This window comes from Idiomarina ramblicola (assembly GCF_003987255.1).
Taxonomy (GTDB): Bacteria; Pseudomonadota; Gammaproteobacteria; order Enterobacterales; family Alteromonadaceae; genus Idiomarina; species Idiomarina ramblicola.
Genome location: NZ_PIQC01000001.1, coordinates 102,656 through 129,462, shown reverse-complemented (window position 1 = coordinate 129,462; position 26,807 = coordinate 102,656). Strand labels below are relative to the sequence as shown.

Here is a 26,807-nt window from a genome sequence, read left to right as displayed (position 1 = left end):
GAATTTAAGCTTTGCGATAAGATACTAAAGTCACTTAACCATTACAAGTGATTAACAATTGAGCGAATTAGCCCTGGGCCTTGATAGATAAACCCAGTGTAAACTTGCACCAGGCTCGCTCCAGCCTTGAGTTTGGCCTCTGCTGACTCGACTGAGTCAATACCACCAACGCCAATCACCGGTATTTTTCTTTGCAAAGCTTTACACAACAGCTCTATCACTCGAGTACTTTTATCCTGAAGTGGTTTACCGCTTAGCCCCCCTGCTTCACCCGCCTGACTGCTTTGCAATCCGTCACGCGACAAAGTTGTGTTGGTTGCTATTACGCCGTCCATTTCATTTTTTAATAATGATTGCGCCATAACTTCCACTTCATGATCCTCAAGATCCGGAGCTATTTTAACCACCAGCGGCACATAGCGATCATGCTCTTTTGCCAAAGTGAGCTGAGCCGTTTTAAGGCTGGACAATAAGCCATCAAGACTGGAGCCATGCTGAAGGTTTCTTAAACCCGGAGTATTAGGAGATGAAATGTTAATCGTTACGTAGTCTGCATAAGGATAAACCTTACTCAGGCACGCAAGATAGTCATCAATGGCCTGCTCTTCCGGCGTGTTTTTATTTTTACCAATATTAATGCCTAAAACGCCTTCATAGGAAGACGCTTTGACATTCTTAACAAGCTCATCAACTCCATGGTTATTAAAACCCATGCGGTTAATAATTGCTTCGTCTTCGGTCAGGCGGAATAAACGCGGTTTATCATTACCCGGCTGAGCTACAGGTGTCACTGTACCAACTTCGATAAAGCCAAAGCCCATCTGAGAAAATGCGTCGATACACTCGGCGTTTTTATCAAGACCCGCGGCTAAACCGACCGGGTTAGGGAAATCAATTCCCATAACCCGAACCGGTTTGCTAGCTACGTTTTGTTTCCAGAACAGCGACAACGGTGTGCGATGCCATTTACTCAGGATCCCGAGCATTAACTCGTGCGTTTTCTCAGGATCCTGACGGAACAAAAATGGCTTTATAAGTTTGTACATTAACTGATCACTTTAGGTGCACAGTTGTGGCTCAACAGCATAAGCTCGCGCAAAGCAACCGAGAACTTAGCAAACTCGTGGCTCTTCGTTGTACGGAAGTCTGATAGCATTTGCTGCCAACGAGATAACAGCACTTCGTTTTGCTCTATCCACTCGCTGATCATTTTCTCAGGGTCGCTAACATCCGGCGTCGAACGCAGAACAACCTGAGTCAACGAACGCTGCTGCCAGTCAAGCTCTTCCCGGAAGGCTGCTCGTGCCAGTGCCTGCCAGTGATTTGCAACAGGTTGGTTATTAATTTGAGTTAAGAACCAGTGCAGATTTATTTCTGCGCCTAAGCGGAAGTACAAGGTTCCCACCGTCTTAAACGATTGCCCTGTTTCATTAGCAACTTCTGCTAAGTCCATAGCAGAGAACACCGTACTCAGGCTGGCAACCTGTTTAGCAAGATTAGCCGGGAAGCCGTGTTCTTTATATTTCTCAATGGTTTCTTCAATGACTTTGGCTTCCTCTTCAATCATGTATTTGAGGCTATTTTTACGCAAGTCATCGAAGGCACCCATGTAGAAATCCAGGTGTTCCTGCACGCCACTTAACGCTGGGTTGCGATGACGTAAGAACCACCGAGTTGCCCGACGAACCATGCGCCGCAGCTGGAATAACACGTCGTTCTGAACTTCTGCAGGAACCTTGTTATTCAACGCTTCAATTTGTTCCCATAGCTCTTCAACTTTAAAGCATTCGCGTGCGACCACATAAGCCGATGCTATTTCTGCATACGATGCGCCGGTAGCTTCTTGCTTACGGAAGACAAAGTTCGGCCCCATATCGTTAACGATATTATTAGCCAACTTAGTAGCGATAATCTGACCTTTTAGCGGATGTGATGTCATGCTATCCGCAAAGCTTTCACGCAACGCTTGAGGGAAAGAGTCAAATAATTCGCGCATGTGATACGGATCTTCCGTAATTTCATCCGTAATCAGCTGCTCTTTCAAGACCATTTTTCCATAAGCCGTTATAGTGGCTAATTCTGGGCGTGTCAGACCCTGGTTAGCTGCCTGCCGCTCAACCAGTTCGTCATCATCAGGTAAAAACTCAAGCTGACGATTTAATGCGTGTTCCCGCTCTAGATGATGAATGAAGCGCTGGTATTCTTTAACCTGGTCTGTGCCACGCAATGCGGTTACTGAGATGGATTGCGTTTGTCTGTTACAGTCATCAAGCACAATTTTCGCAACGTCGTCGGTCATATCATAAAGCAGCTTATCGCGTTGCTTCTTAGTCAAATCGCCATTATTGACCAAACCATTGAGCAATATTTTGATATTAACTTCATTATCCGAACAGTCGACACCGCCAACGTTGTCGACGAAATCTGTGTTGACTCGCCCGCCCTTCTGGGCAAATTCAATACGACCTAACTGAGTAAAGCCTAAATTACCGCCTTCACCAATAATTTTAGCGTTTAGATCTCGGCCATTTACGCGTAATGAATCGTTAGCACGATCGCCAACATCACTGTCTGTTTCAGCCTTACCTTTAACATAGGTACCGATACCGCCGTTCCAGATAAGATCAACTTCCATCGTTAAGCAGGCTTTTATCAGCTCGTTAGGCGTCATCGATTTCTTCTGGGTGCCCAGCATTTTCTTAATTTCAGGCGTTAACTCAATAGCTTTAGCGCTTCTTGAGAAGATGCCACCACCTTTTGAAATTAAGTCGCGATTGTAGTCGTCCCAGCTTGAACGGGGCATTTTAAACAAGCGATCGCGTTCTTCCCATGACTTCGCCGCGTTCGGCTCAGGGTCAATAAAAATGTGTAAATGGTTAAATGCCGCCTGCAAGCGGGTGTGTTTTGATAACAGCATACCATTCCCAAAAACATCACCGCCCATGTCCCCTACAGCGACACAAGTAAAAGCAGTGGTTTGACAATCAATGCCCATTTCACGGAAGTGGCGCTTTACAGATTCCCAAGCGCCACGCGCAGTGATACCCATTTTCTTATGGTCATAACCAACGGAACCGCCTGAGGCGAAAGCATCACCAAGCCAAAAGTTGTACTCAGCTGAAATGCCGTTGGCAATGTCTGAGAAAGTAGCGGTACCTTTATCTGCAGCAACCACTAAATATGAGTCATCTTCGTCGTGGCGAACCACATCTTTAGGTGGGACAACCTCACCTTCAACAATGTTATCGGTAATATCCAGCAGCGCGCGGATAAAGGTTTTGTAGCACTCTTTACCTTCGCTCATCATACCTTCACGGTCTTCTGGTAATGCTTTGCAAATAAAGCCGCCTTTGGCACCCACAGGTACAATAACGGTGTTCTTCACTTGCTGTGCTTTTACCAAGCCCAGGACTTCAGTACGGAAGTCTTCTCGACGATCAGACCAGCGCAGGCCACCACGAGCGACTTTTCCGCCCCGAAGATGCACACCCTCTACTCGAGGAGAATAGACAAAGATCTCGAACTTAGGCAGAGGTAACGGCATTTCCGGTACTAACTCAGGTAAGAACTTAACCGAAATATAAGGTTTATCGTTACCTTGTTCGTCTTGTTGGAAGAAGTTGGTGCGTAATGCCGCATCAATCAGTTCAACGTAACGACGAATAATCCGGTCATCGTCAAGGTTAGCAACGTTATCCAGTTCGGTGTTAATGCGGGTATGAAGCGCTTCGATTTTCTTCTCAGCACCTTTCGTACCCGGCTCAAACTTGCTGTAAAACATTTTTACAACCAGTTTTGCTAATAATGGATACTTGCTGAACGTACTTTCTATGTAACTTTGGCTGAAGGTTGTGCCTATTTGGCGCATGTATTTTGCCAGCATACGCAAAATCGTTGCCTGACGACCGTTCATCCCAGCGCCAAGTACGAGTCGGTTAAAGCCATCGTCTTCCAGCTTACCGTTCCAGACTAAGGCAAAAGCCTCCTGGAATGTCTCACGACTCTCTTCCAGGTTAAGCGAGCCTGCTGTGTGGAGCATGTGGAAGTCTAGTACCCAGTAAATATCGCCATCTGCGGCTTTTATCTGGTACGGGCTTTCCCCAATGACACGCAACCCGAAGTTTTCCAACATAGGCAATACATCTGACAGATGAATAGGTTCATCCTTATGGAATAACTTCAGGTGCAGATGCTTGCTGTCGTCCTTTTCTTCCTGCGCACGGTATAAAACCATCCCCAGTTTATGTTCGTCATTTAACGATTCCAGCTGCTTAATATCAGAAATAGCAACGGATGGGAGAACGTCTTCTTTGTAGGCTCTCGGAAAAGCCATTGAATATCTTTTATTTAAGCGTGTCGCATTTGCTTCGCCAAAAGTTGACTGCAAAATGCGTTCAAAGTTGTCTTCCCAGGTGCGGGCCGCTTCAATTAAATTCTGTTCTAGTTCATTCACGTTCACATCCTGATGGTCTTGGCTCAAACGCACGGTGTAATGTGTTCTCGCTAATGAGGACTCTGAAAAATAAGTGGTAAAATCGACGTCATATTCAGTTTTCAGCGTGCGTGCCAAAACACTTTGAGTTCTTTGGCGTAATAAAGTGTTGTAGCGTTCTTTAGGCACGTAAACCATGCACGACATAAAGCGGCCGAAAATATCACGGCGCAAAAAAGCCCGAGTCATATCACGCTCTTGCATTTGCAAAACGCCGAGGCCGACGGTCAATAAGTCGTCTTCTTCTGCTTGTACAATTTCGTCACGAGGGTAAGTTTCTAAAATATTCAGCAATGCTTTGGCTGCGTGAGACTGAGGCGCAAAGCCTGACATATCCAAGACTCGTGATATTTTTTCGCTAACGAGGGGAATATCACGTGCACTGTTGTTATAGAAATTAGCTGAGTACAAACCGATAAAGCGGTCCTCACCTACCACTTCCCCGTTTTCATCAAAACGTTTGACGCCAATGTAATCTGAATAAGCTGGACGATGCACTCGGGATTTGGAGTTTGTCTTAGTTAACAACAATAAACGATCGTTGTGAGTAATTTCCCGGGCATCTTCTGGTAGGCTCGAAACTAAACGTCCTTTATCGCTAACCGAATTCTTCATTAGGCCAAGGCTGGAATCTTTTACCTGTTTGAGCTCATAGTCGCCTTTTACCGGCGTTAACTCGTAAGAACGATACCCAGTTAAAGTAAAGTTATCGTTGGCCAGCCATTGCAAAAACTGCTGTATTTCTTTCTTCTCTTTCTTGGTGCCCGGATAATAATCGTGATTCAGTTGCTCTGAAACCGTCTGCAAACGTTTACGCATCGGCTGCCAGTCTTCCACAGCAAGACTGATTTCTTCCATGACCGAAACTAATTCACTTTTTAACGCTTTAATTTCTTTTTTACTGGTCTGGCGATCTATCTCTATAAGAAAAACGGTGTCGACGTAGTTATCGTCATTACGGGTACCCGGTTTCTGCAGCTCTGTGACTTGACCTTTTTTATCTCTTTTATGGCTTAGCGGCATGTGCAAAAGCAAATGCGACGTGATTCCAAGACGAGCTAGTGCCATACGGACAGAATCAACCATGAACGGCATGTCACTTTGAATAATTTCAATAATGGTATGCGGTGACTCCCAGCCGTCGGTTGGAACTTCCGGGTTATAGACTTTTATTAACGCTTGATCGCCGGACTTGTACTCATTAAAGCTGTGCCACAAGCCCAAAACCGCACCATACATGTCACTGTCGTGGCGGTTGGTTAAGTCATCACTGGCAATATTACGATATAGGCGCTTGGCAAAATCTGCTACTAGATGCGCTTGAGAGGAAGGAACTTTTTTATTTATCAATTCAACGACTTTTTCCAGTAAAACCGGAGATTGACTATCGACCAACGACATAATTACAGAGTCCTTGAGGTTGTTGGTGAAACGTCGTAGGCAAGCCCAAATGCGGCCCACGGCCAGAGAATATATGATTGATGTTATTGTCGAACATTTAGACTGGGGTTTCAACGCTTATTCGCGCTAAAAACAGGTGTTTAGACCAGATATGGCTGGTAAGACAAAATAACTATTAGGATTAATTGAATGGACTCTATGGCAGTCGTTTTAGCCCCACAAATTTTTGCTGATGATCAACTTGTAAAACAAAGCGCCCATGAATGCCCTGACTGTCAATAAAAGGGATTAAGCGACCCGCGGGAAGTGCAACCCGCGTGCCGTTATCCGTCGTTACAACGACTTGTTGATAGCCTTTGCTGTAATACACATCACAATACTCTTGATAGCTCATGCTCAGGCCAAAAACATACTCGATGGTCACCGTTGCGTTATACCTTTAAATAATTATTCAGTTAGACAACTTTCTACTTTTTCAAATAAATCACTGGCTAAATTGGGCAGCCGGCGTAAAGACTCAAGCTGTTCTCGCATTAAGCGCTGACGATTTTCGTCATATCGGCGCCAACTAACAAAAGCAGATAGTAGCCGTGAAGCAACCTGCGGGTTACTGTCATTTAACTGCTGGATTATCTCGCCAATCAACTCGTACCCTGCTCCATCAGCTCGGTGGAATTGCGGTTGATTCTGAGTAAATGCCGCTAACAGTGAATAAATACGATTGGGGTTTTTCATTGAAAAATCCGAATGCGTCATTAATTTCTTAATTCGTTCAACCGTTTTATCATTATTAGCAAGCGCCTGAGTACTGAACCATTTGTCCATCACCAGTTTTTCACCGCGCCATTGTTCCTCAAACTGAGTTAACAACGGTGCAGCCACCGCGTTATTCGCCCAGACGCTGGCCTGTAAAGCACCAAGCTGATCCGTTAAGTTGTCGGCCAACTCAAATTGCTGTTTCAGGTCACTGGAAGTCTTGTCGCCAAGCTCAGCTAAGTAACTCAGGCAAACCTGCTTCAATTGACGCTTAGCTATATCCTCACCATTTAACTGATAAGCTTTGCTCGATACACAAGCATCCAGAAGATTTTTGAAATCATCTTGTAACGCCTCAGCCAATTTCAGTTTTAACAATTTCAACTGAGTATTAATTGCTTCAACCGGAATGATTTTATAACCGTCAGCGATAGTTGATGCAGTCGGTAAAGTTAATGCCAGCGCTTTAAGTGCTGGATCGGTATTGGCGCGAAGTAAATTTTGGCAAGCTTGAACCGTTTCTTCCGATAATTCCGCATCACCTTCGTTCGCAATGGCTTTTTCTATAATGCGCGTAAATAGAGACTGGGCAGCATCCCAGCGGCTAAAGTCATCGTCACTATGAGCAAGCAATACTCTTAGCTCGTCGCCCGTTAACGACCGTTTTACTTTTACTGGGGCTGAAAAGTTGTCAAACAAGGACAAAATAGGCTTCTCAGGCACGTTATCAAAAGTAAAAGTTGCTTCAGCGTCTTGCAAATGCAGGACGTCATCATGGCCTAATGACAATCGTTGCCCCTGTTGGCTGTACGCTGACCATTTAACGGGAATATGAAACGGGGCCTTTTCTTCTTGCCCTGGTGTTGAAGCGGTTGATTGCTTTAATACCAATGTCAGTCGCTTCTCTTTTTCATCGTACGACTCGTCAACTGTCACAACCGGTGTTCCTGCCTGCGAGTACCAGTTACGAAAAACACTAAAATCTTGGTCGTTAGCATCTTCCATGGCTTTGACAAAATCTTCACAGGTAACGGCGTTGCCGTCATGGCGCTCAAAATAAAGCTTCATACCTTTTTGAAAGCCAGCTTCACCTAGCAAGGTATGAATCATACGAATTACTTCAGCGCCCTTGTTATAGACCGTTACCGTATAAAAGTTGTTCATCTGAACCACTTTGTCTGGTCTAATGGGATGCGCCATTGGGCCTGAGTCTTCAGTAAATTGGTGACTGCGAATAACCCTAACATCCTGAATTCGGTTAACGGCACGAGAGCCTAAATCAGAACTGAACTCTTGATCTCGAAATACTGTTAGCCCTTCTTTTAAGCTCAGTTGAAACCAGTCTCGACAGGTGACCCGGTTGCCGGTCCAGTTGTGGAAGTACTCATGCCCAATAACAGATTCAACGTTGAGAAAATCCTGATCTGTTGCCGTTTTCGGATTCGCTAGTACATACTTTGCGTTAAATACATTCAGGCCTTTATTTTCCATCGCGCCCATGTTGAAGAAGTCGACAGCTACGACCATGTAGATATCCAGGTCGTAAACCAGATCAAAACGTTCTTCGTCCCACTTCATCGCATTTTTAAGCGATAACATAGCGTGGTCCGCCCGATCGAGGTTGCCTTTATCAACAAATAGCTCTAAATCAACACTGCGCCCTTCGCGAGTGGTAAACTCATCACGCAACACATCAAAGTCGCCGGCAACGAGAGCGAACAAGTAACAAGGCTTAGGAAAAGGGTCCTGCCAGGTAGCCAAATGTTTGCCATTTTCAAGTTCAAGGTTTTTGATTCGGTTACCATTTGATAGGAGGTAAGGAAAGTCACTCTTATCGGCAATAACGGTGGTGGTGAATTTGGCTAAAACATCCGGGCGGTCAAGATAATAGGTTATTCGACGAAAACCCTCTGCCTCGCATTGTGTACAGAAGGTATCTTCCGCCAGGTAAAGTCCTTCCAACGCTTCATTAGCGGTTGGATTCACACTGTTTTCAATTTCCAGGGTAAACGAATTGAGAGAAGTTTTGAGAGTAAGGTTTTGTTCATCATGCTGATATAAGTCTTCAGCAACCTCTTCCCCATTAACTTTAATGCTCAGTAACGTTAACTGTTCACCATCAAGTACCAAAGGCTTTTCATGTTCGCCTTGCCGTACAACTTTTAAGACGCTCTTTACCCGAGTTTCTGTCGGATGAAGATCAAAGGTTAAATCGACATCCGTTATCGTGAATTCAGGTGCTTGGTAATCTTTACGATATTTCGCCTTTGGTAATTGAGTCATAGCTTCCTTCTGTCTTGATTAAGCCTTAGCAGCTTCTTCTTTAGGATTTAGATACAGTATTGTCCAGCCTGTGTAAGCAAATACAATGGCAATAAGCGGTGTCAGGTAGTTAAAGAACGCATAAATACCGTACTCAAATGGGCTTACTGCAAGTACTGAGAACATATAAGCACCACAGGTGTTCCATGGGATCAGCGCGGAGGTAATGGTGCCGCTGTCTTCCAGCGTACGGGACAGTACTCTGGGGTCCAGATTACGTTTTTCATACTCTTCTTTAAACATACGCCCGGGCAGAACAATCGCCATGTATTGGTCCGCGGTTAAAACGTTGGCTCCAAAACAAGTAAAAATGGTGCCAGTAATCAGCGAGCCCACACTTTTAGCTGATTTTAGCATGCCGCGGATGAAGCGCTCCAACAAGCCAACCTTTTCCATGATAGCGCCAAACGTCATCGCACTCAGAATAAGCCAGACGGTATTTAACATTGAAACCATTCCGCCGCCACTTAGCAGAGAGTCCAAATTGGCACTACCAGTACTAACCGAAACGCCGTCAGACAAAGCCAGCCAAACGACTTTAATCGCTGGCACCCAGCCTTGCTCACCGGCAATTTGACTGATCATTTCAGGCTGGAATATAAGCGCCCAGATACCACCCAGTAATGCACCGAAGAATACCGTCGGTAAAGCCGGTTTACGGGTGGCCGCCAAATAGAGCAATATCGCCAATGGCACTAGCATTTCCCAGCCGATATTAAAGGTTGCTTGCAGTTGCTCCTGCATAAGTTCAAGACGCTGTAAACTGACGTTAGTGTCGGCATTAAGGCCTAAAATTAAGAACAACACAACTGAAATCACAAACGCCGGTCCTGCGGTGTAGCCCATATAGCGAATATGAGCAAACAATTCCGTTCCGGAAACGGCCGGCGCTAAGTTGGTGGTGTCGGACAGTGGTGACATTTTATCGCCGAAGTAGGCACCGGATACAATCGCACCCGCCGCTATACCCGGTTCTAACCCCATTCCGGACGCTACGCCCATTAAAGCCACACCAATAGTCGCGGCGGTTGTCCACGAGCTGCCGATAGACAGTGCAACCACGCCACAAATAATGCAGCTTGCAGCGTAAAATAGACTTGGATTCAATAATTCGAGGCCAAAATAAATAAGTGTGGGAACGGTCCCCGACAACAGCCAGGTACCAATTAATGAGCCAACAGCGAGAATAATCAACATCGCTCCAAGAGCAACGGAAATGCCTTCGGTGATACCCTCTTCTATTTGTTGCCAGCTAAAACCATTTCGAAAACCGATAATGACGGCAATACCGGCTGCTACCAACAAGGCTATTTGATTAGGCCCGTAAGAAGAATCCTCTCCGAACAAATAAACCGATGAAGACAACATCGCAATCAGCGCAAGTAAAGGGATGAGCGCCTGTAATAAACTGGGTGCTTTTGTTTTGTGACTCATTAATTATTCAACCTAAAGTTTTATAAAGCCAATTAGCTGTAAAAAAATAATAATGATAGCGACTGGAGAAATGTACTTAACACAGAGTAACCAGACATCGAAAATGCCTTTTTTGGTATCCAGTTCGTCTTTCGTAAATTCTGAGCGCATTACCCAACCTGCTAATACTGCCAGCAGTAAGCCACCCAGCGGGAGTAATAAGCTGGATGTTAAAACGTCTATAATATCAAAGAGTGAGTTAATGGGCTTACCAAACCACTCTCCACTTAATTGAGCCCAACCGGATCCAGCGAACGAATGAATGGTTAACTGCCCTAAAAGCCACAGCACACCGGCAGAAATGAGTGTTGCCGGCCAGCGGCTTAAAGAAAACTTTTCAGCCACAAACGCAACCGACGATTCAATCATGGCAATGGCAGATGTAAATGCTGCAATAACCAGCATAATAAAGAATACCGTTCCGACAAAACCACCCGCAGGCATCTCACTAAAGGCCAATGGCAGAGTTGTGAAAATAAGCCCCGGCCCTTCACTTGGCGTTAAACCATAACCAAAAACCAGCGGAAATATGGCCAGACCGGCAAGCAAGGCTACAAAAGTATCTATAACGGCAATCCAAAGACTGGTTTGTACAATTGAGGTTTCCCGCGGAAGATAGGCGCCATACATAATAACCACACCGGACGCCAGGCCTAAAGTAAAAAATGAATGGCCTAGCGCTATCATGACGCCATTAACGCTTAGCTTGCTAAAATCCGGTTCAAACATAAAACCAATTGCAGCAGAGAAGTCCCCGATACTGCCGGAATAAATAGCAATAACAACCAACAGAACAATCATGCAGGGAAGTAATAGCCTAACTGACCTTTCAAGGCCATTTTTTACACCATTACCAACAACCAAAACCGTGGCGATGATAACCAGACTGTGCCAAAGCATTAACTCACCCGGAGATGCCAGTAACCCTTCAAAGGTTTTACCGATATCTTCAGCCGAAGCTTGGGTGAATACGCCTTGCCCAGCCTTGAATACATAAGCCAATGCCCAGCCAGCTATAACGGTATAGAAACTTAAAACTAAATAGCCCGTGAGCATGCCGAGCCAACCTGCTGTCTGCCACGCTGGATGCTTACCCGATTCTAGTGCAACCGATTTGGCTGCGTAGCCTGGAGAGTGACGGCCGCGACGGCCGATAATCACTTCCGCCATCATAATGGGAATGCCAATGGCTAAAATGCAAAGAAGGTAAACAAGGACAAATGCCCCACCACCATTTTCGCCCATAACATAAGGAAATTTCCAAATGTTTCCTAAGCCAACAGCGGCAGCAGAAGATGCCAAGATAAAACTCAAGCGGCTTGACCACCGACTTGATATTGCCTGATTATTTGTTGTCATTATTATTAATCGTTTGTGTTAATTAACGCGCTATATGACCACAAAATGTGGGTCAATGACAAGTTCACAAAAAAATACCGCCGTAAAGGCGGTACTTTTAAAAGAGTTATACTAATTTGAAGCAAGTTGAGCTTTATCAATAAAATCAAAAGCAACTAACGCAGCTTGGTCCAGGTAAGGATCAACCTCAACAAACTCATCGGGTGCATCTTCAACGCTTTCTACTGCCTCTTTACCAGCTCGTTTTAGACGTTCGTTAACCCGCTCAAGCTGTCTTGCTTTCTGTTGCTCTTGTTTTTGCTCTCGTTCAGTTAAAACAAGACTCACCCAAGTTTTATCTTTTTCTTTTCTGAATCTTTCTATTTCTTCAAAAATATAAGAAAACTCTGGGTCATCCTCAATTCTCTGGTTTAAGTGTTGCTGTAGCTCTTTGACTTCAGCACTGTCGATTTCACCTACTTGGCTATAATCAGCCTTATCAATTTTGTCCCATGGTAAGGCGTTATCTTCTTTGCTCTCACCCCACTCTGAGGCTTCTACAAAAGAAGGAAAGACAACATCAGGCTGAACACCTTTCAATTGTGTGCTGCCACCATCAATACGATAAAATTTCGCAATTGTATATTGGACACTGCCCAACGGCTTATCATAAAAATCAAAACGACGAGTTAATCCGCGATGCTGTTGAACGGTACCTTTTCCGAAGGTGTTTTCACCAATAATAAGCGCACGCTCATAGTCCTGCATTGCTGCAGCGAATATCTCAGAAGCCGATGCACTGTAGCGGTCAACCATGACAAATAGCGGTCCGCCATAATAGGTTTTTCCGTCTTTATCTCTACTGATATCCACACGACCACGACCATCACTAACCTGGACTACAGGTCCTTTATCAATAAACAGACCACTTAAGTTAATTGCCTCGGTCAGGGCACCGCCACCATTACCACGTAAATCAACCACAAGACCTTCAACGTCTTTACTCTCTAAGTCTTCTATCAGCTTTTTCACATCGGCGGTTAGGTTGTTGTAGAAACCCGGAATCTCAATAACACCAAGGCGACGGCCTTTATAAGGGCCTTCTTCAAACTCTTTGACTTCCGCTTTGGCTGCACGGTCTTCAAGTTTGACCTTATCCCGAACAATCTCAATTTCGCTAGGCGTACCGCCAGCACCTTGGCTCGCTTTTAACACCTGCAGTCTGACGGTTGTTCCTTTCGGACCTTTAATTAATTCGACAACATCATCCAGACGCATGCCTATAACATCGACGAAGTCTTCTTCATCTTCACCGTTACCCTGGCCTACGGCGATAATCTTATCTTCAGGTGACAGCTCACCCGTTTTATCCGCCGGCCCACCGGGCACTAGACTGCGGATAATCGTGTAATCGTATTCCGACTGTAAAACAGCACCAATACCTTCCAGTTCAAGATTCATGTTTTGCTGGAAACGTTCTGAATTCGAAGGCGACAGATAACTGGTATGCGCCTCAACTGAACGGGCAAAAGCGTTCATCACTGTTTGAAAGACATCTTCGCTTTTAGATTTCGTCAATCGATTTAAGGCGCTGTTATAGCGCTTGCCTAAGGTTTCAACAATTTCTGGCCACTCTTTGCCCGCAAGCTTTAAATTAAGCGCATCGTACTTAACCCGACTTTGCCAAAGATCATTGAGTTCATCCAAAGATTCAGCCCATTCTGCATCTTCGCGATCATAGTAATATTTATCGTCTTCTGCTGAGAAATCCATGGGCTCTTCTTCATCAAGCAAAGACAGCGCATATTCATAGCGTTGGAAGCGGCGTTCCAGGCTTTTTTGATAAATATCGAAGGCAACATCCAGCTCCCCTCGTTTCAACATATCATCGAATAGGTGACGGTACTCATCAGCAGCCTCAACGTCCTTTTTAAGCAAAAACATTTTGCTGTAATCAAGTAGCTCAAAATACCGTTCATGGATTTTTTCAGATAGCTCATTATCCAGCGTTAAACTGCTGAAGTGATAACGAGTAAAATAAGACGTTATACGCTCACTGGCTGTATCGTGTTGAGCTTCTTGCTCTAATTCTGGTAACTCACTGATTTTGTGCTCTGGCGGTATTGCAACCGCAGCAGGAACAACACACATCAGTGCCAATGCACATTTTTTTACAGCCCAGTGTTTCATCGACTACTCCTACGCGCGCAGAAAAATTTTATCTGCTTTAACTTTCATGGTTAAACCGTTTTGCAACTGAACTTGAACATCATCTTTGTCCAATTCCATAATTGTTGCTGACATTGGGGTATTCCCTGCCTTTACCTGTACCTGTTGACCAACAGAAAGCTTATTGAGTTCCACGTCAGCCAATTTAACTTGAGGCTTGTTTGGTTTGTTTGCCGCTTTGGGTTTAGATTTAGGTTTAGATGAACCTGCACCTTTATCTTTGGTCGGCGCTTTTTTTGCAGAAGCTTTAGCGGCAGCTTTATTTTTTTCAGCCACCTTTGCTTTAGACTCTTTCAATGTTTCCTGAGCATGTTGCTGGTGTTCTTCATTCACAGCTTCAACCGGCTGACCATCCAGGTCGACGCGTTGGACACCCGCTTTTACGCTATAAAGATAACGCCAGCTGTTCGTGTAATGACGTAAAGCTGTTCGCAAACGAGTTTTGCTAACTTTATCGTCACTTTCCAGACGCTTTGCCAGATCTTCGAAAATGCCAATTTTTAACGGCTTTGCATCGCCTTTAACACTAAAACATTCAGGAAATTGCTCAGTTAAATAAGCAATAACATCTTTACTTTTCGTCAGCTTTTCAGGTTCACTCATTCCATTCTTCTTCCTGTTCGCGGACAACTTTCATTAAGTTTCGAACGTAGTCGTCCATTTCATCAAATGACAGATCTAACAACGCAGGCTCTTCAATCCAGTCGTACAGTGTACGACGAACCATTTCTTCCAGTTGCTCTGTTGTATCGTCATCCTCTCGTAATGCATTAATGTGATGCAACATTTCATTGATTCTATCAGCAGCTTCTTCTTCCTGCTCTTCAAAAAAAACAGCATCTTGTTTGGTCACTAAATAGCTATGAATATCAAATTCAACAAACATATTAGCGTTGCAACCCCGACCAATCTAAGGTTTGGCAATAGTTAGCAATAGCTTGAATACCTTTTGCATCCTGTTCACCAAAACGACTAACCGATGGGCTATCAACATCTAGCACTGCAACGGTTTTTCCGTTAACTACAATAGGTGCTACAACTTCACTATTAGAAGCTGAGTCACACGCAATGTGTCCGGCGAACTGATGAACATCGTCCACTCGCTGGCACGCCTGCGTTTCTGCAGCAACACCACAGACCCCTTTACCGAACAAAATTCGGACACAGGCAACACGACCTTGAAACGGTCCGAGCACCAGTTCGTTTTCAGAACGGACTAAATAAAAACCTAACCAGTTAATATCATCAATATGTTCATAGAGTAGCGCAGAAATATTCGCAAGGTTTGCAATTAAATCAGGCTCATCTTCTGTTAAAGCTCGAGTTTGAGCTAATAAATCAGAATACAACTGAGAGCTCATAGTTCGCCTTTTTGTTGGTCAAGTTTGAAACGAGCAATTGACTCGCCAGAACTGGCTTTAAACTGCTCTTTTAATTCACGTTTAGTTTTGGTTACTATTTCGCCATTTGAACTAATAGTAAATGCCTCTTCGCTATTGGCATAACGAGCTTGATACGCCATAACCAGCTGAATTGAGTTTTCGCGTTGTTCATCGGTGAGCTTGTTACCATCAGGCCATCGGCCTGTTTCAACGGCTTGAACCAGGCGTTGATAAATTTCCTGGTTCATACTTCCTATTAAATCGTCGAATTGCATAATTAGCGCTTTTTCTTTTTCAAAAAGACAAGTTGTACACGGTTGATAACAAACCAAACCAACCCAGCTACCATAGAGCCGACAGATACACCATACTGCCAAGTATCAGGCATTGGCTGTTGAAGGAATAAGTAAGTAAAAGCGGCAATAGCAATAAGTAAGGCGAGCATAGAGCGTGATACAAGCTTATCGGACTTTTCTTGCCTTAATCTATGCGACTCTCGCTCCATCTCATCTTTAGACTGACCTGCCAGCACAAACTGGCAATGTGGACACTCTTTGACTTTGCTTGAAATTCTTTTATTACACGAAGGACATTGTGTTAACGCCATAAACAACCTATCTCTTATGCAGTCCTTGCAATATAAGGCTTTTGCTCTTAATTTCAAGCATTGCCTCGGAATAAAAGTAAAACGGCCAACTTTAAGTTGGCCGTTTAGCATTAACTTGTTCGTACTAAATTACTTTTTCTTGTCCGCATCACCAAAATCTTTCCAGTAAGACTTCACTGTCGACTTCATTTCACGATGGAGCAAAATCATACCCAATAAGTTGGGTAACGTCATTAAGACAATAGCGACTGCCGAGGCCGTCCAGACTAACGTGGTGTCGGCAAATGAAGCCCAGAAAAAGCCGGCTACATAGAGTATACGATAAGGCATTACCCCTTTCTGACCGACTAGGTAAACGACCGCCCTGTCACCGTAATACGACCAGGCTATGGCAGTAGAAAAAGCAAACATCAATAAAGTAATTGGAATAATGTACTGCCCGTAATCGCCAAAGTAACCATTAGCAAAAGCTAATGATGTCAGTGCCGCGGAATGAACCAGTGACTTACCAACAACTTCGATGTCCTCTTTTATCAGGTTACCATTTTCAATTTTCACCTGACCGTTGTATGCATCCTCGCCAGCGATAATGAAACGAACATCTTCAGCTACTGAACGAGCATGTAAAATGGTGATTTCCCCATTCGTTTGTGCTTCGCCGTCAACAACTTGTAGTGTACCTGAATAACGTTCAATTTCTGTATCACCAATACCATTCAAGTACTTGTATAGTTCTTGACGGTCATTGCTCTCAACATCGTTATATTCACCGACAATAAAATCGAGATCGCTTCGTGCAAAATTGTTTTCAAATTTCTCTGTCCATACACCGGAAGACAAAATAACCAGACCCGTTAAGGTACAAATTAAGATGGTATCCAGGAAAGGTTCGAGAATTGAAACCAAGCCTTCAGCTACGGGATCTTTTGCCTTTGCTGATGCGTGTGCAATTGGCGCTGAACCCTGACCCGCTTCGTTCGAAAACAGTCCACGGTTTACCCCTCGGTTAAAGGCATAAGCAAAGCTTGCTCCAAGGAAGCCCCCTGCAGCTGCAGAGCCCGTGAAGGCGTCACTGAAAATAGACACGAAGGATGCGCCGATGTTATCGATATTGAAGAAGATAACGCTTAAAGAACCGATAACATAAAGAATCCCCATTATCGGTACTATTTTCGAGGTAACCGCCGCTATTCTCTTAATACCACCAATAATAACCATAGCCAGCAAAATCGATAAAATGGCGCCAGTCCAGATAGGATCAATCGCAAAGGTCTGTTCCATTGACTGGGCAATATTATTAATTTGCGGCATATTCCCGGTGCCAAACGAACTGATGATTGTTGCAATGGCAAAAATAACGGCCAGCCATTTCATATTCAAACGACGATCCATGTAATACATTGGGCCGCCGGCCATCGTTCCGTCTTCGGTTTTAACACGATATTTATGCGACAAAGTCACTTCGACAAATTTCGTGGTCATACCGAGGAAAGCCGTCATCCACATCCAGAAAATAGCCGCCGGGCCACCTAAAAAGATAGCAAGCGCCACGCCGCCGATATTACCGGTACCGACGGTACCGGATAAAGCGGTAGATAAAGCTTCAAAGTGGCTGGTATCACCTTGCGAGTCTTTTTTATCAAATTTCCCCGCGAGTACTCTCCACGCATGCCGAAAATAGCGCACTTGAGGGAAACCAAGATATAAGGTGAAAAATAAACCAACACCGAGCAAAATAAATGGGAAATAGGCTGCAGAACCTAAGAACCCATCAATCCAAAGCAAAAAATTGTTGAGCACTTCCAAGGAAGACCCCCTTTGTTGTTATTATTTTGTGATACAACTCTAGTTTTAACGCAATTTGGGTGAGACTGCCAACATTGCTGTTAATACATCTTCCCCTAAACGCTGACAGCGAGCCACTGACCAGCCGAAATCTTCATCAGGCAAGTCTGCATTGTCTTTAAAGGGCATTTCCAGTGTATAAGATAAGCACTTAAAACGTTCACCCACTGCTGAATTTGCCACTGTCATATTCGCTTTGCCAGGAGCATCTAACTCATAGCCATACTGAGTCTGAAACTCTGGTGTTGCCGCTAAAAATGCTGCTTTAAAGGTTTCTTCCAGCTCTTTATGGCGTTCGTCATACGACGGGATACCTTCACAGCCTGCAACGAAATTATAGGGTAGGTCTTCGTCACCATGAACGTCCAGAAACATATCAACGCCGGTTTCCTGCATACGTTTAAGCACGTAAAAAACTTCCGGACTTTTTTCCAGGCTAGGCTCTGCCCATTCACGGTTTAGATTGGTACCAACGGCGTTAGTCCGTAGATGTCCGCGAACACTTCCATCAGGGTTCATATTAGGTACAACATAAAACACGTTTTCATCTAATAATTTTCGGGCAACGCCATCTTCATCATCAAGTAAACGTGTAATAAAACCTTCCATAAACCACTCAGCCATCGACTCACCCGGGTGCTGTCGTGCTGTCACCCAAATGGTGTTCTTATGCTCAGCAGGCTCACCAATAACTAATAAGTTTAATTCACGACCATCCAGGGTTTCGCCCAGTAGCTCATGGTAACAGTCAATTGATTGTTGAGCTGACTGAATCAGATCCTGATGGCGCTCATAGGAATAAGGTATGAAATACGCATAGAAAACGCTTTCTTGCTCTGGTGTGTGGCGGATAGTCAGTTCTTTACCATTGTATTCGGTCGGAACCCGAAACCAGGTTTCACGATCGTAAGAAGCCAGTGCCTGGTAACCTTTCCAACCATCGGGATATGCCGAACCCGATGCATTTTCAATAGTCATCACATGTTCTTCGCCAGCTTCGGCAAACAGCTTAAAATGAAACCACTGATAAAAATCGGATTGATGATCTTTTTTAATTGCTAAACGGATATCATCAGCATTGTTTGCGCTGATAACTTGAATATTGCCACTGTCAAAGTTTGCAGTGATATGCATACTTCACCTTTTAAATTGTCTCTAAGAAAAACGCTAGAAAAAAAGCGCCAAACAGGCGCTTTTCTCACTTACTTCGGTAAATTAGGAACTTTAAGTCCAGCCATAGCTTCTGCTACGCGAATGACCTGGCAACTGTAACCAAATTCGTTATCGTACCAAACGTATAGAACAGCTCTGTCATCTTCTACGATAGTAGCTTGAGAATCAACGACACCAGCATGACGTGAACCGACTAAATCTGAGGATACGATTTCGGTTGAAGCCGTATAGTCAATTTGATTGACCAACTCTGAGTGCAATGCCGTCTGACGAAGGTAATCATTTAACTCGTCACGGGTCGTCAGCTTTTCAAGGTTCAAATTCATGATTGCCATTGAAACATTAGGCGTCGGCACGCGAATGGCGTTACCTGTTAATTTCCCTTCCATTTCCGGTAGCGCTTTAGCAACAGCTTTAGCCGCACCAGTAGAGGTAATGACCATATTTAAAGGCGCAGAACGACCACGACGGTCCGCTTTATGATAGTTATCAATTAGGTTTTGATCGTTGGTATAAGAATGTACGGTTTCGACATGACCGTTACGAATACCATACTGATCGTTCAAAGCTTTTAATACCGGCGTAATAGCATTTGTAGTACAACTTGCAGCTGACACAATGTTGTCACTGTCTTCAATCATGTTGTCGTTAACGCCGAAAACAATGTTTTTGATGTTGCCTTTCGACGGTGCCGTTAACAGGACTTTATTCACGCCTTTTGATTTTAGATGCAGACCTAAGCCTGCTTCATCTTTCCAAATGCCTGTATTGTCTATCACAATGGCATTATCAATCCCGTACTGAGTATAATCCACTTGATCCGGGCCGTCAGAGTAAATGACTTTAATATTTGTACCGTTAGCTTTTATACTCTGGTTTTCGTGATCGACGGTGATAGAGCCATTAAATAAGCCATGGATAGAGTCACGACGCAGTAAACTTGCCCGTTTTTCTAAGTCACCTTCACGACCACCTCGCACAACAATCGCACGTAAACGCATTTTATTATTAGCGCCATTTCGCTCAATTAGCTGACGGGCTAACAAACGACCAATACGGCCAAAACCATATAAAACCACATCACGCGGCTGGATGTTGTCTTCGCAATCGATAATGTCAGCCAACTCACGTTTAACGTAATCGGTCACTGATAAATTATCGGCTTTGTTGCCAAACAAGTAACCATAAGCTAATTTGCCCAAATCCACCCGGGCCGGTGAGAGCTTCAGCTCTGCCATAGCTTGCAAGAAAGGAAAGCTTTCGCGTAGGCGAACCTTTTGCCCTTCGTGGCGAAGAATAAGACGGTGTGCCTTAATAATATTGATAGTCGATACATTCAATAATGAACGTCCGTAAACCAAAATTTCAACACCGAAGTTCCGGTACAACTTCCCAAGCAAAGGTTGCATTTGCTCGGCGAATTCCTGGCGTTCCTGCCAACTTGATAAGGTTGGATCTTGCTGGTTAGAGTTCATAGTGAGCCCTGTCCTCTATGCTAATGTCAGTGAGCTAATAAAGTGCTACGCTTTAAAAACCGCGATATTGTACTGAAAAGCTTGGCATGAAGCCAATTTTAAGAAACAATTGAATTTCACTAAAAAAATGTTGAAGCCTATGTTCAAGAGAATTGTTTTTACAAGTGCCGTTGTTGCCTTAACAGGTTGTGTTGAGGGAAAGCCGACGGTGCGGGAAATCTGTGAGTCTTCACCAGCTCTGTGCAACGACTTAAATGACGACAACTGGTGTAATTCAGAGCGTAGGCAACTTATTTTTAGTCGTTATGAGCGGAAGCAAAACGATACAAATGAAAAGCAATACTTCCTCATGCGGGATTTACAAGAATACTCGCAATGTATTGAACTGGCCTCAACTATTGAACATAAAAAGCTAAAACGAAAGCAGTCGAACCGCATTGAAGCTTTTATTAACTCACAAAAAAACATTAAGCAACTGGCTGATCAAACTGCTGACTCTGAGCATCCGCTCTGGCTCTACTGGCATTGGTCAAACCGGGGTGATCAAGACGCTTTACAGAAACTACTGGCTTTAGAAGGAACCGCTAAGCTTGAAAAACCTGAACTCAAACTCGCATTAGCGACTTACTATACCAAGCATGACTCGCAGAAAACGTTTGCGCTTCTTTATAGTGCCTTAAGACTTTACGGCCCGGGCGATCGTATTAATCCTGAAATACCATCAACTTTAGTTTCTATGTACTTAAAGGAAGGCAACGGTGCTGAAGCTTACGTCTGGTCACAGGTTGCCTGGCAACTTGGTCAGGACAACCTGGAAAAAAACAGTATGAAGAATATTGTCAACGCCAGCAAAGAGCAGTATGAAGAATGGGACGATCGCGCAGAGTCTATTGTCGATAAAATAAAAAGCGGCAATTTCCGCGGTTATTACTCGTCTTCTTCGTGACGCATAGAAAGCGAGTTAACACAGTAACGCTGCCCGGTTTCTGTGGGGCCATCGTCGAATACGTGCCCCAGATGCCCGCCACAACGGCTGCAAAGTATTTCCGTTCGCATCATGCCATGACTTTGGTCCTCAATATACTCAACAGCTCCTTGTATCGCTTTATCAAAACTTGGCCAGCCGCAATGAGCGTCAAATTGATGATCTGCCTCAAAGAGTTTTTGTCCACAACCCGCACAACGATAAACCCCTTCTTTGTCGCAACTCAAGTATTTACCAGAAAAAGGACGTTCCGTGCCCTTTTCTCTTAACACGTAATAGGCCTCATCCCCCAATTGCTCACGCCATTCCTGCTCAGTTTTACTACCCCATTCACCTTCGCTCATACTCAGTTAACTCCTTTATCTTTCAATTAAATTTCGTACTACTGTAACAGTGGTTGTGCTAAACTTAATCCCAAATTCATGGGTAATTTTTACTGAGGTTTTGCATGCTTCGTCGTACTAAAATTGTGACTACTCTCGGACCAGCTACAGACTCTGAAGAAACTCTCAGAGAATTGATAAAAGCAGGTGCCAATGTTGTTCGTCTAAATTTCTCTCATGGCAGTGGCGACGACCACAAGCAACGCGCTTCTATGGTCAGAAAAATTTCACGTGAATTAGAAGCTCACGTGGCTATTTTAGGTGACTTACAAGGGCCTAAAATCCGTGTCGCGCGCTTCCAACAGGATAAAATTACGCTATCAGTCGGTGATAAGTTCATTTTAGACGCTGAGCTGGGAAAAGACAGCGGTGACCAAAACCGAGTTGGTCTGGACTATAAAGATTTACCGAATGACGTTAATTCAGGTGATATCTTATTGCTGGATGATGGCCGCATTCAGTTAAAAGTTGAAGAAATTGACGGCAGTCAGGTGAAAACAGAAGTCACTGTCGGTGGCTTGCTTTCTAATAATAAAGGTATTAACCGTCAGGGTGGCGGCTTATCCGCTGCGGCATTAACTGAAAAAGATCTCGCCGACATAAAACTGGCGGCTGAAATTGGCGTCGATTATCTGGCCGTTTCTTTCCCCCGCTCTGGCGACGACATTAACCAGGCTCGTCACCTATTGAGGGATGCCGGAGGCCAAGGCGTATTATGTGCGAAAATAGAGCGAGCAGAGGCGGTTGCCAGCGAGCACGCTCTGGATGACATAATAAGAGCATCTGATGCTGTCATGGTAGCCCGTGGCGATTTAGGTGTTGAAATTGGCGATGCACAGCTCGTCGGTAAGCAAAAACAAATCATCTCTCGAGCACGTCAATTAAACCGCGTTGTTATTACTGCCACTCAGATGATGGAATCAATGATTGAAAACCCCATGCCAACCCGTGCAGAGGTCATGGACGTAGCGAACGCGGTACTGGACGGAACCGATGCGGTGATGCTCTCTGCAGAAACCGCGGCTGGCAAGCATCCTGTAGCCACCGTAAAAGCCATGGCTGATATTTGCCTGGGTGCGGAAACTCACCCATCGGCTCAGTTGCGTCACCAGGATCTTGAAGAGATGTTTTCCAGCATTACAGAAGCGACAGCAATGTCAGCAATGTACGCTGCCACGCACCTTAATGGCGTTACGGCCATTATTGCCTTAACAGAGTCTGGTTTTACCGCCAAGTTGATGTCGCGAATCACCTCGCATTTACCGATATTTTCATTGTCTCGTCATTCACACAGCCGTGATAAGTCGGCTCTTTATCGTGGTGTTTACCCCATTAACTTTGACTCAACCAGTGTTGATAACCCAATAACTGAAGCTATCGAAGTTGTTAAAAAGAGTGGGCATATTAAAGCCGGCGATTTAGTGATATTGACCCATGGAGATGTGATGGAAACTGTGGGCTCGAGCAATACCTGTAAGATTATCGAAGTACGTTAATCGCTAAAGTCATTAATAAGTGAGTCCAAAAGGTCGATGTATTCATCGGCCTTTTTTATGACCTTTTTACGCTGTTCTGGATTAAGGCTTTGGTACATGTCCCATAGAAACTCTTTCCTCAACTCACTACTTTGTTCTGAATTCTGCTGAAAATCTTCATTTCTGAGTTGTCGTGGGTCAAGAATTAAAGAAGATAACCGTTTTTCATCAATAGGCCGACTCATTAACGCTTTCTCAAATTCCGTCAGCCAGCTCGCTCTGTAACTTAACCACTGCTCGCGTAATTCAGGCGACTCACTCACCCAGCTCCGCAGTAACTTATCCTGCTCTGTTGTTAAATCGCCCAGAATATCTTCTAAATCCTCTTCAACTTCAGTAATGCGGTCAAGTCGGCGCAATATATCGCTTTCTTTTTTATCTTCCTCTAAACGCTGGTAACGCTCTTCCTGAGCTTCTTCTAAGCGTCTAATAAGCTGTTCGCGCTGCGTTAGAGTCAGTGTGGTGAGTAAGTCTGCTTCAGCTTCAACTTGTGTTAAAACATTGCCCCAAAAGTCCCACAGCCGACTTTCAAAATCCGAAATATCCTGTTGTGTTAAAGACTTTTGTTCGACCTTATCGCGCAAGCTCTTCAACTCTTTTCTATACAAAGGAAGCTGGGTTTGAGCATGCCATTGATGCATTTCATCAACTTTTTTTGACAGCAACTCTTCTTGCTTATCATTCAGATCGACATAGTCCTTTACCTTCCATTCCACCAGAGTATCAGCAAATTTATAACCTATATTTGCTGTGCAGCCTGCAATAAAAGTAAGAACGATGAGTACACCTAACAGTCGATACATGATCAGCTCAGAATAAGTTGTTTAATACGGTATTTATAACTACGGCTCACTTTCAATTTTTGACCATTTTTTAATTGTAAATGATATTCACCGTTTTGCTGATTACAGAGCTTTTCAACTTGTTTTACATTAACGATGGCGGAACGGTGTACCCGCTGAAAGAGTTTAGGATTAAGATCTTGCTCAAGTTCCTTCATTGTTCTGCGCAAAATATGAGTCTCATCCCCGGCATGAATGCACATATAATCTCCAGCGGCATCAACCCATTTAATATCATTAACGGCCACACGAGTTATCTCGCCACTGTCCTTAATTGCTATGTAGTCAGGGTACTCATTTGCCGCTATATTCTCTCCAGCTGCCAGTTTCTCAAGTAAGGTATTAGCGTCCTGACCTGTTACGTCAGCGACAAGACTTATGAGCTTATCCTGTTGTTCATCCTTAACTTGTTGATGCTCACTGATAACACGTTTAACACAATCAGCTAAGCGGGCATCATCAACTGGCTTTAACAAGTAATCGAGAGCCCTTACCTCAAATGCCTTTATTGCGTAGGCGTCATACGCGGTAACAAAAACCACTATCGGCAACTTTTTCCCCTGTTCTTGAACTGCTTTTAATACCTCGAAACCATTCAACCCCGGCATTTGTATATCAAGAAAAATCAAATCAGGCTTTTGCTCTATAATGACTTCGACGGCTTCTCGACTACTTTTGCATTCAGGCATCAACTGCAGGTACTCAAATTCCTTCAAGCGGATAGTCAAACCTTTTCTGGCAAGTGACTCATCGTCAACAACCAAGGTTTTCAATCGATTCATTGTTGGTTCTCCAGCATTTCCATCGGAAGAGTAATTCGCACACAGAGGCCACTTTCCTCGCCCTTTAACATCTCAAACCGATAATGTTTACCGTATAAAGATTTAAGTCTTTGTCGAGTATTGTTCAGGCCAACACCGTCCTTGCGGAAGAGCTTTTCAGGATCCGTTTGTATTTTCGGGCCATTGTCACAAACTTCCAGTAGCAGATTACCCTCTTCTGACCAGGAACGGACTCTTATTTTACCAACACCTTCAACATTTGCGATGGCGTACTTTATCGAGTTCTCAATTAAAGGCTGACAAATCAGGCTAGGCACTAAGGCATTTTTGGTTTCATCGGACAGCCGAATATCAATTTCGAGCTGCTCGTCAAAACGTACTTTCTCTATATCCAGGTACAAAAGCAACGCATCCACTTCTTTCTCAAGAGTCACTTTTTTTATCGGCTCGTTATCCAGTGAAAAACGTAAAAAATGACTGAGCTTATTCACCATTAAGTTAGCTTTTTCATTATCTTTCAACAAAATAAGAGTCGATATTGCGTTTAGTGTATTAAATAAAAAATGCGGATTAAGTTGGTATCTCAGCATTTTTAACTGAGCCTGGTGCGCCATAGATGAAGCCAACAAAGCCTTTTGCTTTTCTTCTTGCAGCATCTGGTAGTACTTGATGCCAAAATATAATCCACTCCAACTGAGAATAATATAAAACTTAGCCAGGCTGTTCTTTAAATAGAAAAACGGACTGTCCGGACGAAATCCAAACTTGTATATTTCCCAGTAGGTTGCGTTATCAACGATAGCCCATGCGACAGCCGTCACATAGGAGGCCACAATGGCAATTAACATCATCAGTGGCGGTGGTAATTCCCATATTCTGCGGTACAAATACCTGAGTGGAATCGTAATAAGAAAGCCAGCATAAGCGCCCAGTATAATAATAAGCGTGTAGATATCGCGCATTTCATGCATCAATGAACCAATGTAGTTCACCAACGCATACCCTATCCAACCACCGGCCTGGAGCAACCAGAAAAATCGATTGCGGTTATCCATCAGCAATTGCCATTGCGTTTTAATTGGCTTTTTTATCATTATTTTGGGGACTCAAGCCGAGATAATTCATCAATATCGACCAAACTGCCTGAAAATAGCGAGTTTACCTGCTCTTTTTGATTCCCCATGAACTGGACTCCCAGCTCAATCTGATCATCAACTTGCTTTATTTGTCGAACCATTGCATTGAGCGTTAAGTCACCATTATTCTTCTGTTCTATTTTAAGCGCAATTTTACTGCCATTTTCCCAAAGCTCCGCTAGTTTCTCTTCGGGCTTTTCATGTTTCAGGCGACAGCCACTTTCAGATACGTCCAAAACATGGCCTTTAAACGTTTTTTCTTCACCTTTTACCGATTGCCCCGAAACTGAGGCGGGCAGAAAGGCGTCGAAGCGACGGCCTTTTCTGATAACTCGATGTTCTACCTGGCTCGGCCACAAGATAAAAAGCATTTTTGTCGGATGCGAGATCACGTAACTGACTTCACTACGAAACGCGCAAATCTCGCCGCTTTCATTTTCCAATACAAAACGAACAATAACCGGAGTTTTCTCTTGAAGAAGCTCTCGTACATCCTTGTATTTACGCGCATCAGGCATATTAACAATGACCCAACGGTCTTTCACTGCGCCAATAAACTCAGAATAAAACCGAGCAGGAACATTTGAACTAGCCAGTTGAACTTCTATTTTTTGACCGGTAACGAGCTCTGAAATTTTGCTTGCCATAAGG

22 protein-coding genes are annotated in these 26,807 nt (G+C 44.0%); 2 read left to right on the top strand and 20 right to left on the bottom strand.

Features of this window, described 5'->3' with window-relative positions; all coding sequences use genetic code 11:
- Positions 1 to 41: 41 nt before the first annotated feature.
- The 15 genes from pyrD to CWI78_RS00575 all read right to left on the bottom strand — a co-directional run bounded on the left by pyrD (position 42) and on the right by CWI78_RS00575 (position 20,493).
- On the bottom strand, positions 42 to 1,046 hold the full coding sequence (gene pyrD, locus CWI78_RS00645; protein ID WP_126779258.1) for a quinone-dependent dihydroorotate dehydrogenase: 1,005 nt from the start codon (positions 1,044 to 1,046) through the stop codon (positions 42 to 44).
- Positions 1,046 to 5,893 (bottom strand): NAD-glutamate dehydrogenase, encoded by a 4,848-nt coding sequence (locus tag CWI78_RS00640; RefSeq protein ID WP_126779257.1) that lies wholly within the window; start codon positions 5,891 to 5,893, stop codon positions 1,046 to 1,048. The genes pyrD and CWI78_RS00640 overlap by 1 nt, the downstream gene beginning before the upstream one ends.
- Positions 5,894 to 6,089: 196 nt before the next feature.
- Positions 6,090 to 6,317 (bottom strand): DUF2835 domain-containing protein, encoded by a 228-nt coding sequence (locus tag CWI78_RS00635; RefSeq protein ID WP_126779256.1) that lies wholly within the window; start codon positions 6,315 to 6,317, stop codon positions 6,090 to 6,092.
- 23 nt (positions 6,318 to 6,340) lie between these two features.
- Positions 6,341 to 8,932, bottom strand: a complete 2,592-nt coding sequence (gene pepN / locus CWI78_RS00630; protein ID WP_126779254.1) for an aminopeptidase N — start codon at positions 8,930 to 8,932, stop codon at positions 6,341 to 6,343.
- A gap of 18 nt (positions 8,933 to 8,950) precedes the next feature.
- Positions 8,951 to 10,405 (bottom strand): Na+/H+ antiporter NhaC, encoded by a 1,455-nt coding sequence (gene nhaC / locus CWI78_RS00625; protein ID WP_126779252.1) that lies wholly within the window; start codon positions 10,403 to 10,405, stop codon positions 8,951 to 8,953.
- A gap of 12 nt (positions 10,406 to 10,417) precedes the next feature.
- Complete coding sequence (locus CWI78_RS00620) at positions 10,418 to 11,803, bottom strand: sodium-dependent transporter (RefSeq protein WP_126779250.1); 1,386 nt, start codon at positions 11,801 to 11,803, stop codon at positions 10,418 to 10,420.
- A gap of 111 nt (positions 11,804 to 11,914) precedes the next feature.
- Complete coding sequence (prc, locus tag CWI78_RS00615; protein ID WP_126779248.1) at positions 11,915 to 13,972, bottom strand: carboxy terminal-processing peptidase; 2,058 nt, start codon at positions 13,970 to 13,972, stop codon at positions 11,915 to 11,917.
- Positions 13,973 to 13,981: 9 nt separating this feature from the next.
- Positions 13,982 to 14,614: an RNA chaperone ProQ gene (gene proQ, locus CWI78_RS00610; RefSeq protein ID WP_126779246.1), complete on the bottom strand. Its 633-nt coding sequence runs from the start codon at positions 14,612 to 14,614 to the stop codon at positions 13,982 to 13,984.
- Positions 14,607 to 14,897, bottom strand: coding sequence for a hypothetical protein (locus tag CWI78_RS00605; protein WP_126779244.1), 291 nt, complete (start codon positions 14,895 to 14,897; stop codon positions 14,607 to 14,609). The genes proQ and CWI78_RS00605 overlap by 8 nt, the downstream gene beginning before the upstream one ends.
- Position 14,898: 1 nt before the next feature.
- Positions 14,899 to 15,372: a GAF domain-containing protein gene (locus CWI78_RS00600; protein ID WP_126779242.1), complete on the bottom strand. Its 474-nt coding sequence runs from the start codon at positions 15,370 to 15,372 to the stop codon at positions 14,899 to 14,901.
- On the bottom strand, positions 15,369 to 15,668 hold the full coding sequence (locus CWI78_RS00595; RefSeq protein WP_126779240.1) for a YeaC family protein: 300 nt from the start codon (positions 15,666 to 15,668) through the stop codon (positions 15,369 to 15,371). The genes CWI78_RS00600 and CWI78_RS00595 overlap by 4 nt, the downstream gene beginning before the upstream one ends.
- 2 nt (positions 15,669 to 15,670) lie before the next feature.
- A complete protein-coding gene (locus tag CWI78_RS00590; protein ID WP_126779238.1) occupies positions 15,671 to 16,000 on the bottom strand; it encodes an eL43 family ribosomal protein in 330 nt (109 codons plus the stop codon).
- A 129-nt stretch (positions 16,001 to 16,129) separates the two neighbouring features.
- On the bottom strand, positions 16,130 to 17,806 hold the full coding sequence (locus CWI78_RS00585; RefSeq protein ID WP_126779236.1) for an alanine/glycine:cation symporter family protein: 1,677 nt from the start codon (positions 17,804 to 17,806) through the stop codon (positions 16,130 to 16,132).
- Positions 17,807 to 17,851: 45 nt separating this feature from the next.
- Positions 17,852 to 18,979, bottom strand: a complete 1,128-nt coding sequence (locus tag CWI78_RS00580) for a M14 family metallopeptidase (RefSeq protein ID WP_126779234.1) — start codon at positions 18,977 to 18,979, stop codon at positions 17,852 to 17,854.
- Between the two features lie 68 nt (positions 18,980 to 19,047).
- Positions 19,048 to 20,493 carry a glyceraldehyde-3-phosphate dehydrogenase gene (locus CWI78_RS00575; protein WP_126779232.1) on the bottom strand — a complete coding sequence of 482 codons (1,446 nt, stop codon included), beginning with the start codon at positions 20,491 to 20,493 and terminating at the stop codon, positions 19,048 to 19,050.
- Positions 20,494 to 20,632: 139 nt separating this feature from the next.
- Between CWI78_RS00575 and CWI78_RS00570 the strand changes: the two genes are divergently transcribed.
- Positions 20,633 to 21,439: a DUF2989 domain-containing protein gene (locus tag CWI78_RS00570; protein WP_244213041.1), complete on the top strand. Its 807-nt coding sequence runs from the start codon at positions 20,633 to 20,635 to the stop codon at positions 21,437 to 21,439.
- Here the strand turns inward: CWI78_RS00570 and msrB are convergent.
- Complete coding sequence (gene msrB, locus CWI78_RS00565; RefSeq protein ID WP_126779228.1) at positions 21,421 to 21,822, bottom strand: peptide-methionine (R)-S-oxide reductase MsrB; 402 nt, start codon at positions 21,820 to 21,822, stop codon at positions 21,421 to 21,423. The genes CWI78_RS00570 and msrB overlap by 19 nt on opposite strands.
- Before the next feature lie 104 nt (positions 21,823 to 21,926).
- On the opposite strand from msrB, the gene pyk reads away from it, so the two are divergent.
- On the top strand, positions 21,927 to 23,357 hold the full coding sequence (gene pyk / locus CWI78_RS00560; RefSeq protein ID WP_126779226.1) for a pyruvate kinase: 1,431 nt from the start codon (positions 21,927 to 21,929) through the stop codon (positions 23,355 to 23,357).
- On the opposite strand, the gene CWI78_RS00555 is transcribed toward pyk, so the two are convergent.
- From CWI78_RS00555 to CWI78_RS00540, 4 genes are read right to left on the bottom strand one after another with little or no spacing between them, the layout of a single operon-like run.
- Positions 23,354 to 24,199, bottom strand: coding sequence for a DUF6279 family lipoprotein (locus CWI78_RS00555; protein ID WP_126779224.1), 846 nt, complete (start codon positions 24,197 to 24,199; stop codon positions 23,354 to 23,356). The two genes, pyk and CWI78_RS00555, sit on opposite strands and share 4 nt — an antisense overlap.
- Positions 24,200 to 24,201: 2 nt before the next feature.
- Positions 24,202 to 25,020: a LytR/AlgR family response regulator transcription factor gene (locus CWI78_RS00550; RefSeq protein ID WP_126779222.1), complete on the bottom strand. Its 819-nt coding sequence runs from the start codon at positions 25,018 to 25,020 to the stop codon at positions 24,202 to 24,204.
- A complete protein-coding gene (locus tag CWI78_RS00545; protein ID WP_208642023.1) occupies positions 25,017 to 26,114 on the bottom strand; it encodes a sensor histidine kinase in 1,098 nt (365 codons plus the stop codon). The genes CWI78_RS00550 and CWI78_RS00545 overlap by 4 nt, the downstream gene beginning before the upstream one ends.
- Complete coding sequence (locus tag CWI78_RS00540; protein WP_126779220.1) at positions 26,114 to 26,803, bottom strand: flagellar brake domain-containing protein; 690 nt, start codon at positions 26,801 to 26,803, stop codon at positions 26,114 to 26,116. Before CWI78_RS00540 ends, CWI78_RS00545 begins: the two co-directional genes overlap by 1 nt.
- Between the last annotated feature and the right edge of the window lie 4 nt (positions 26,804 to 26,807).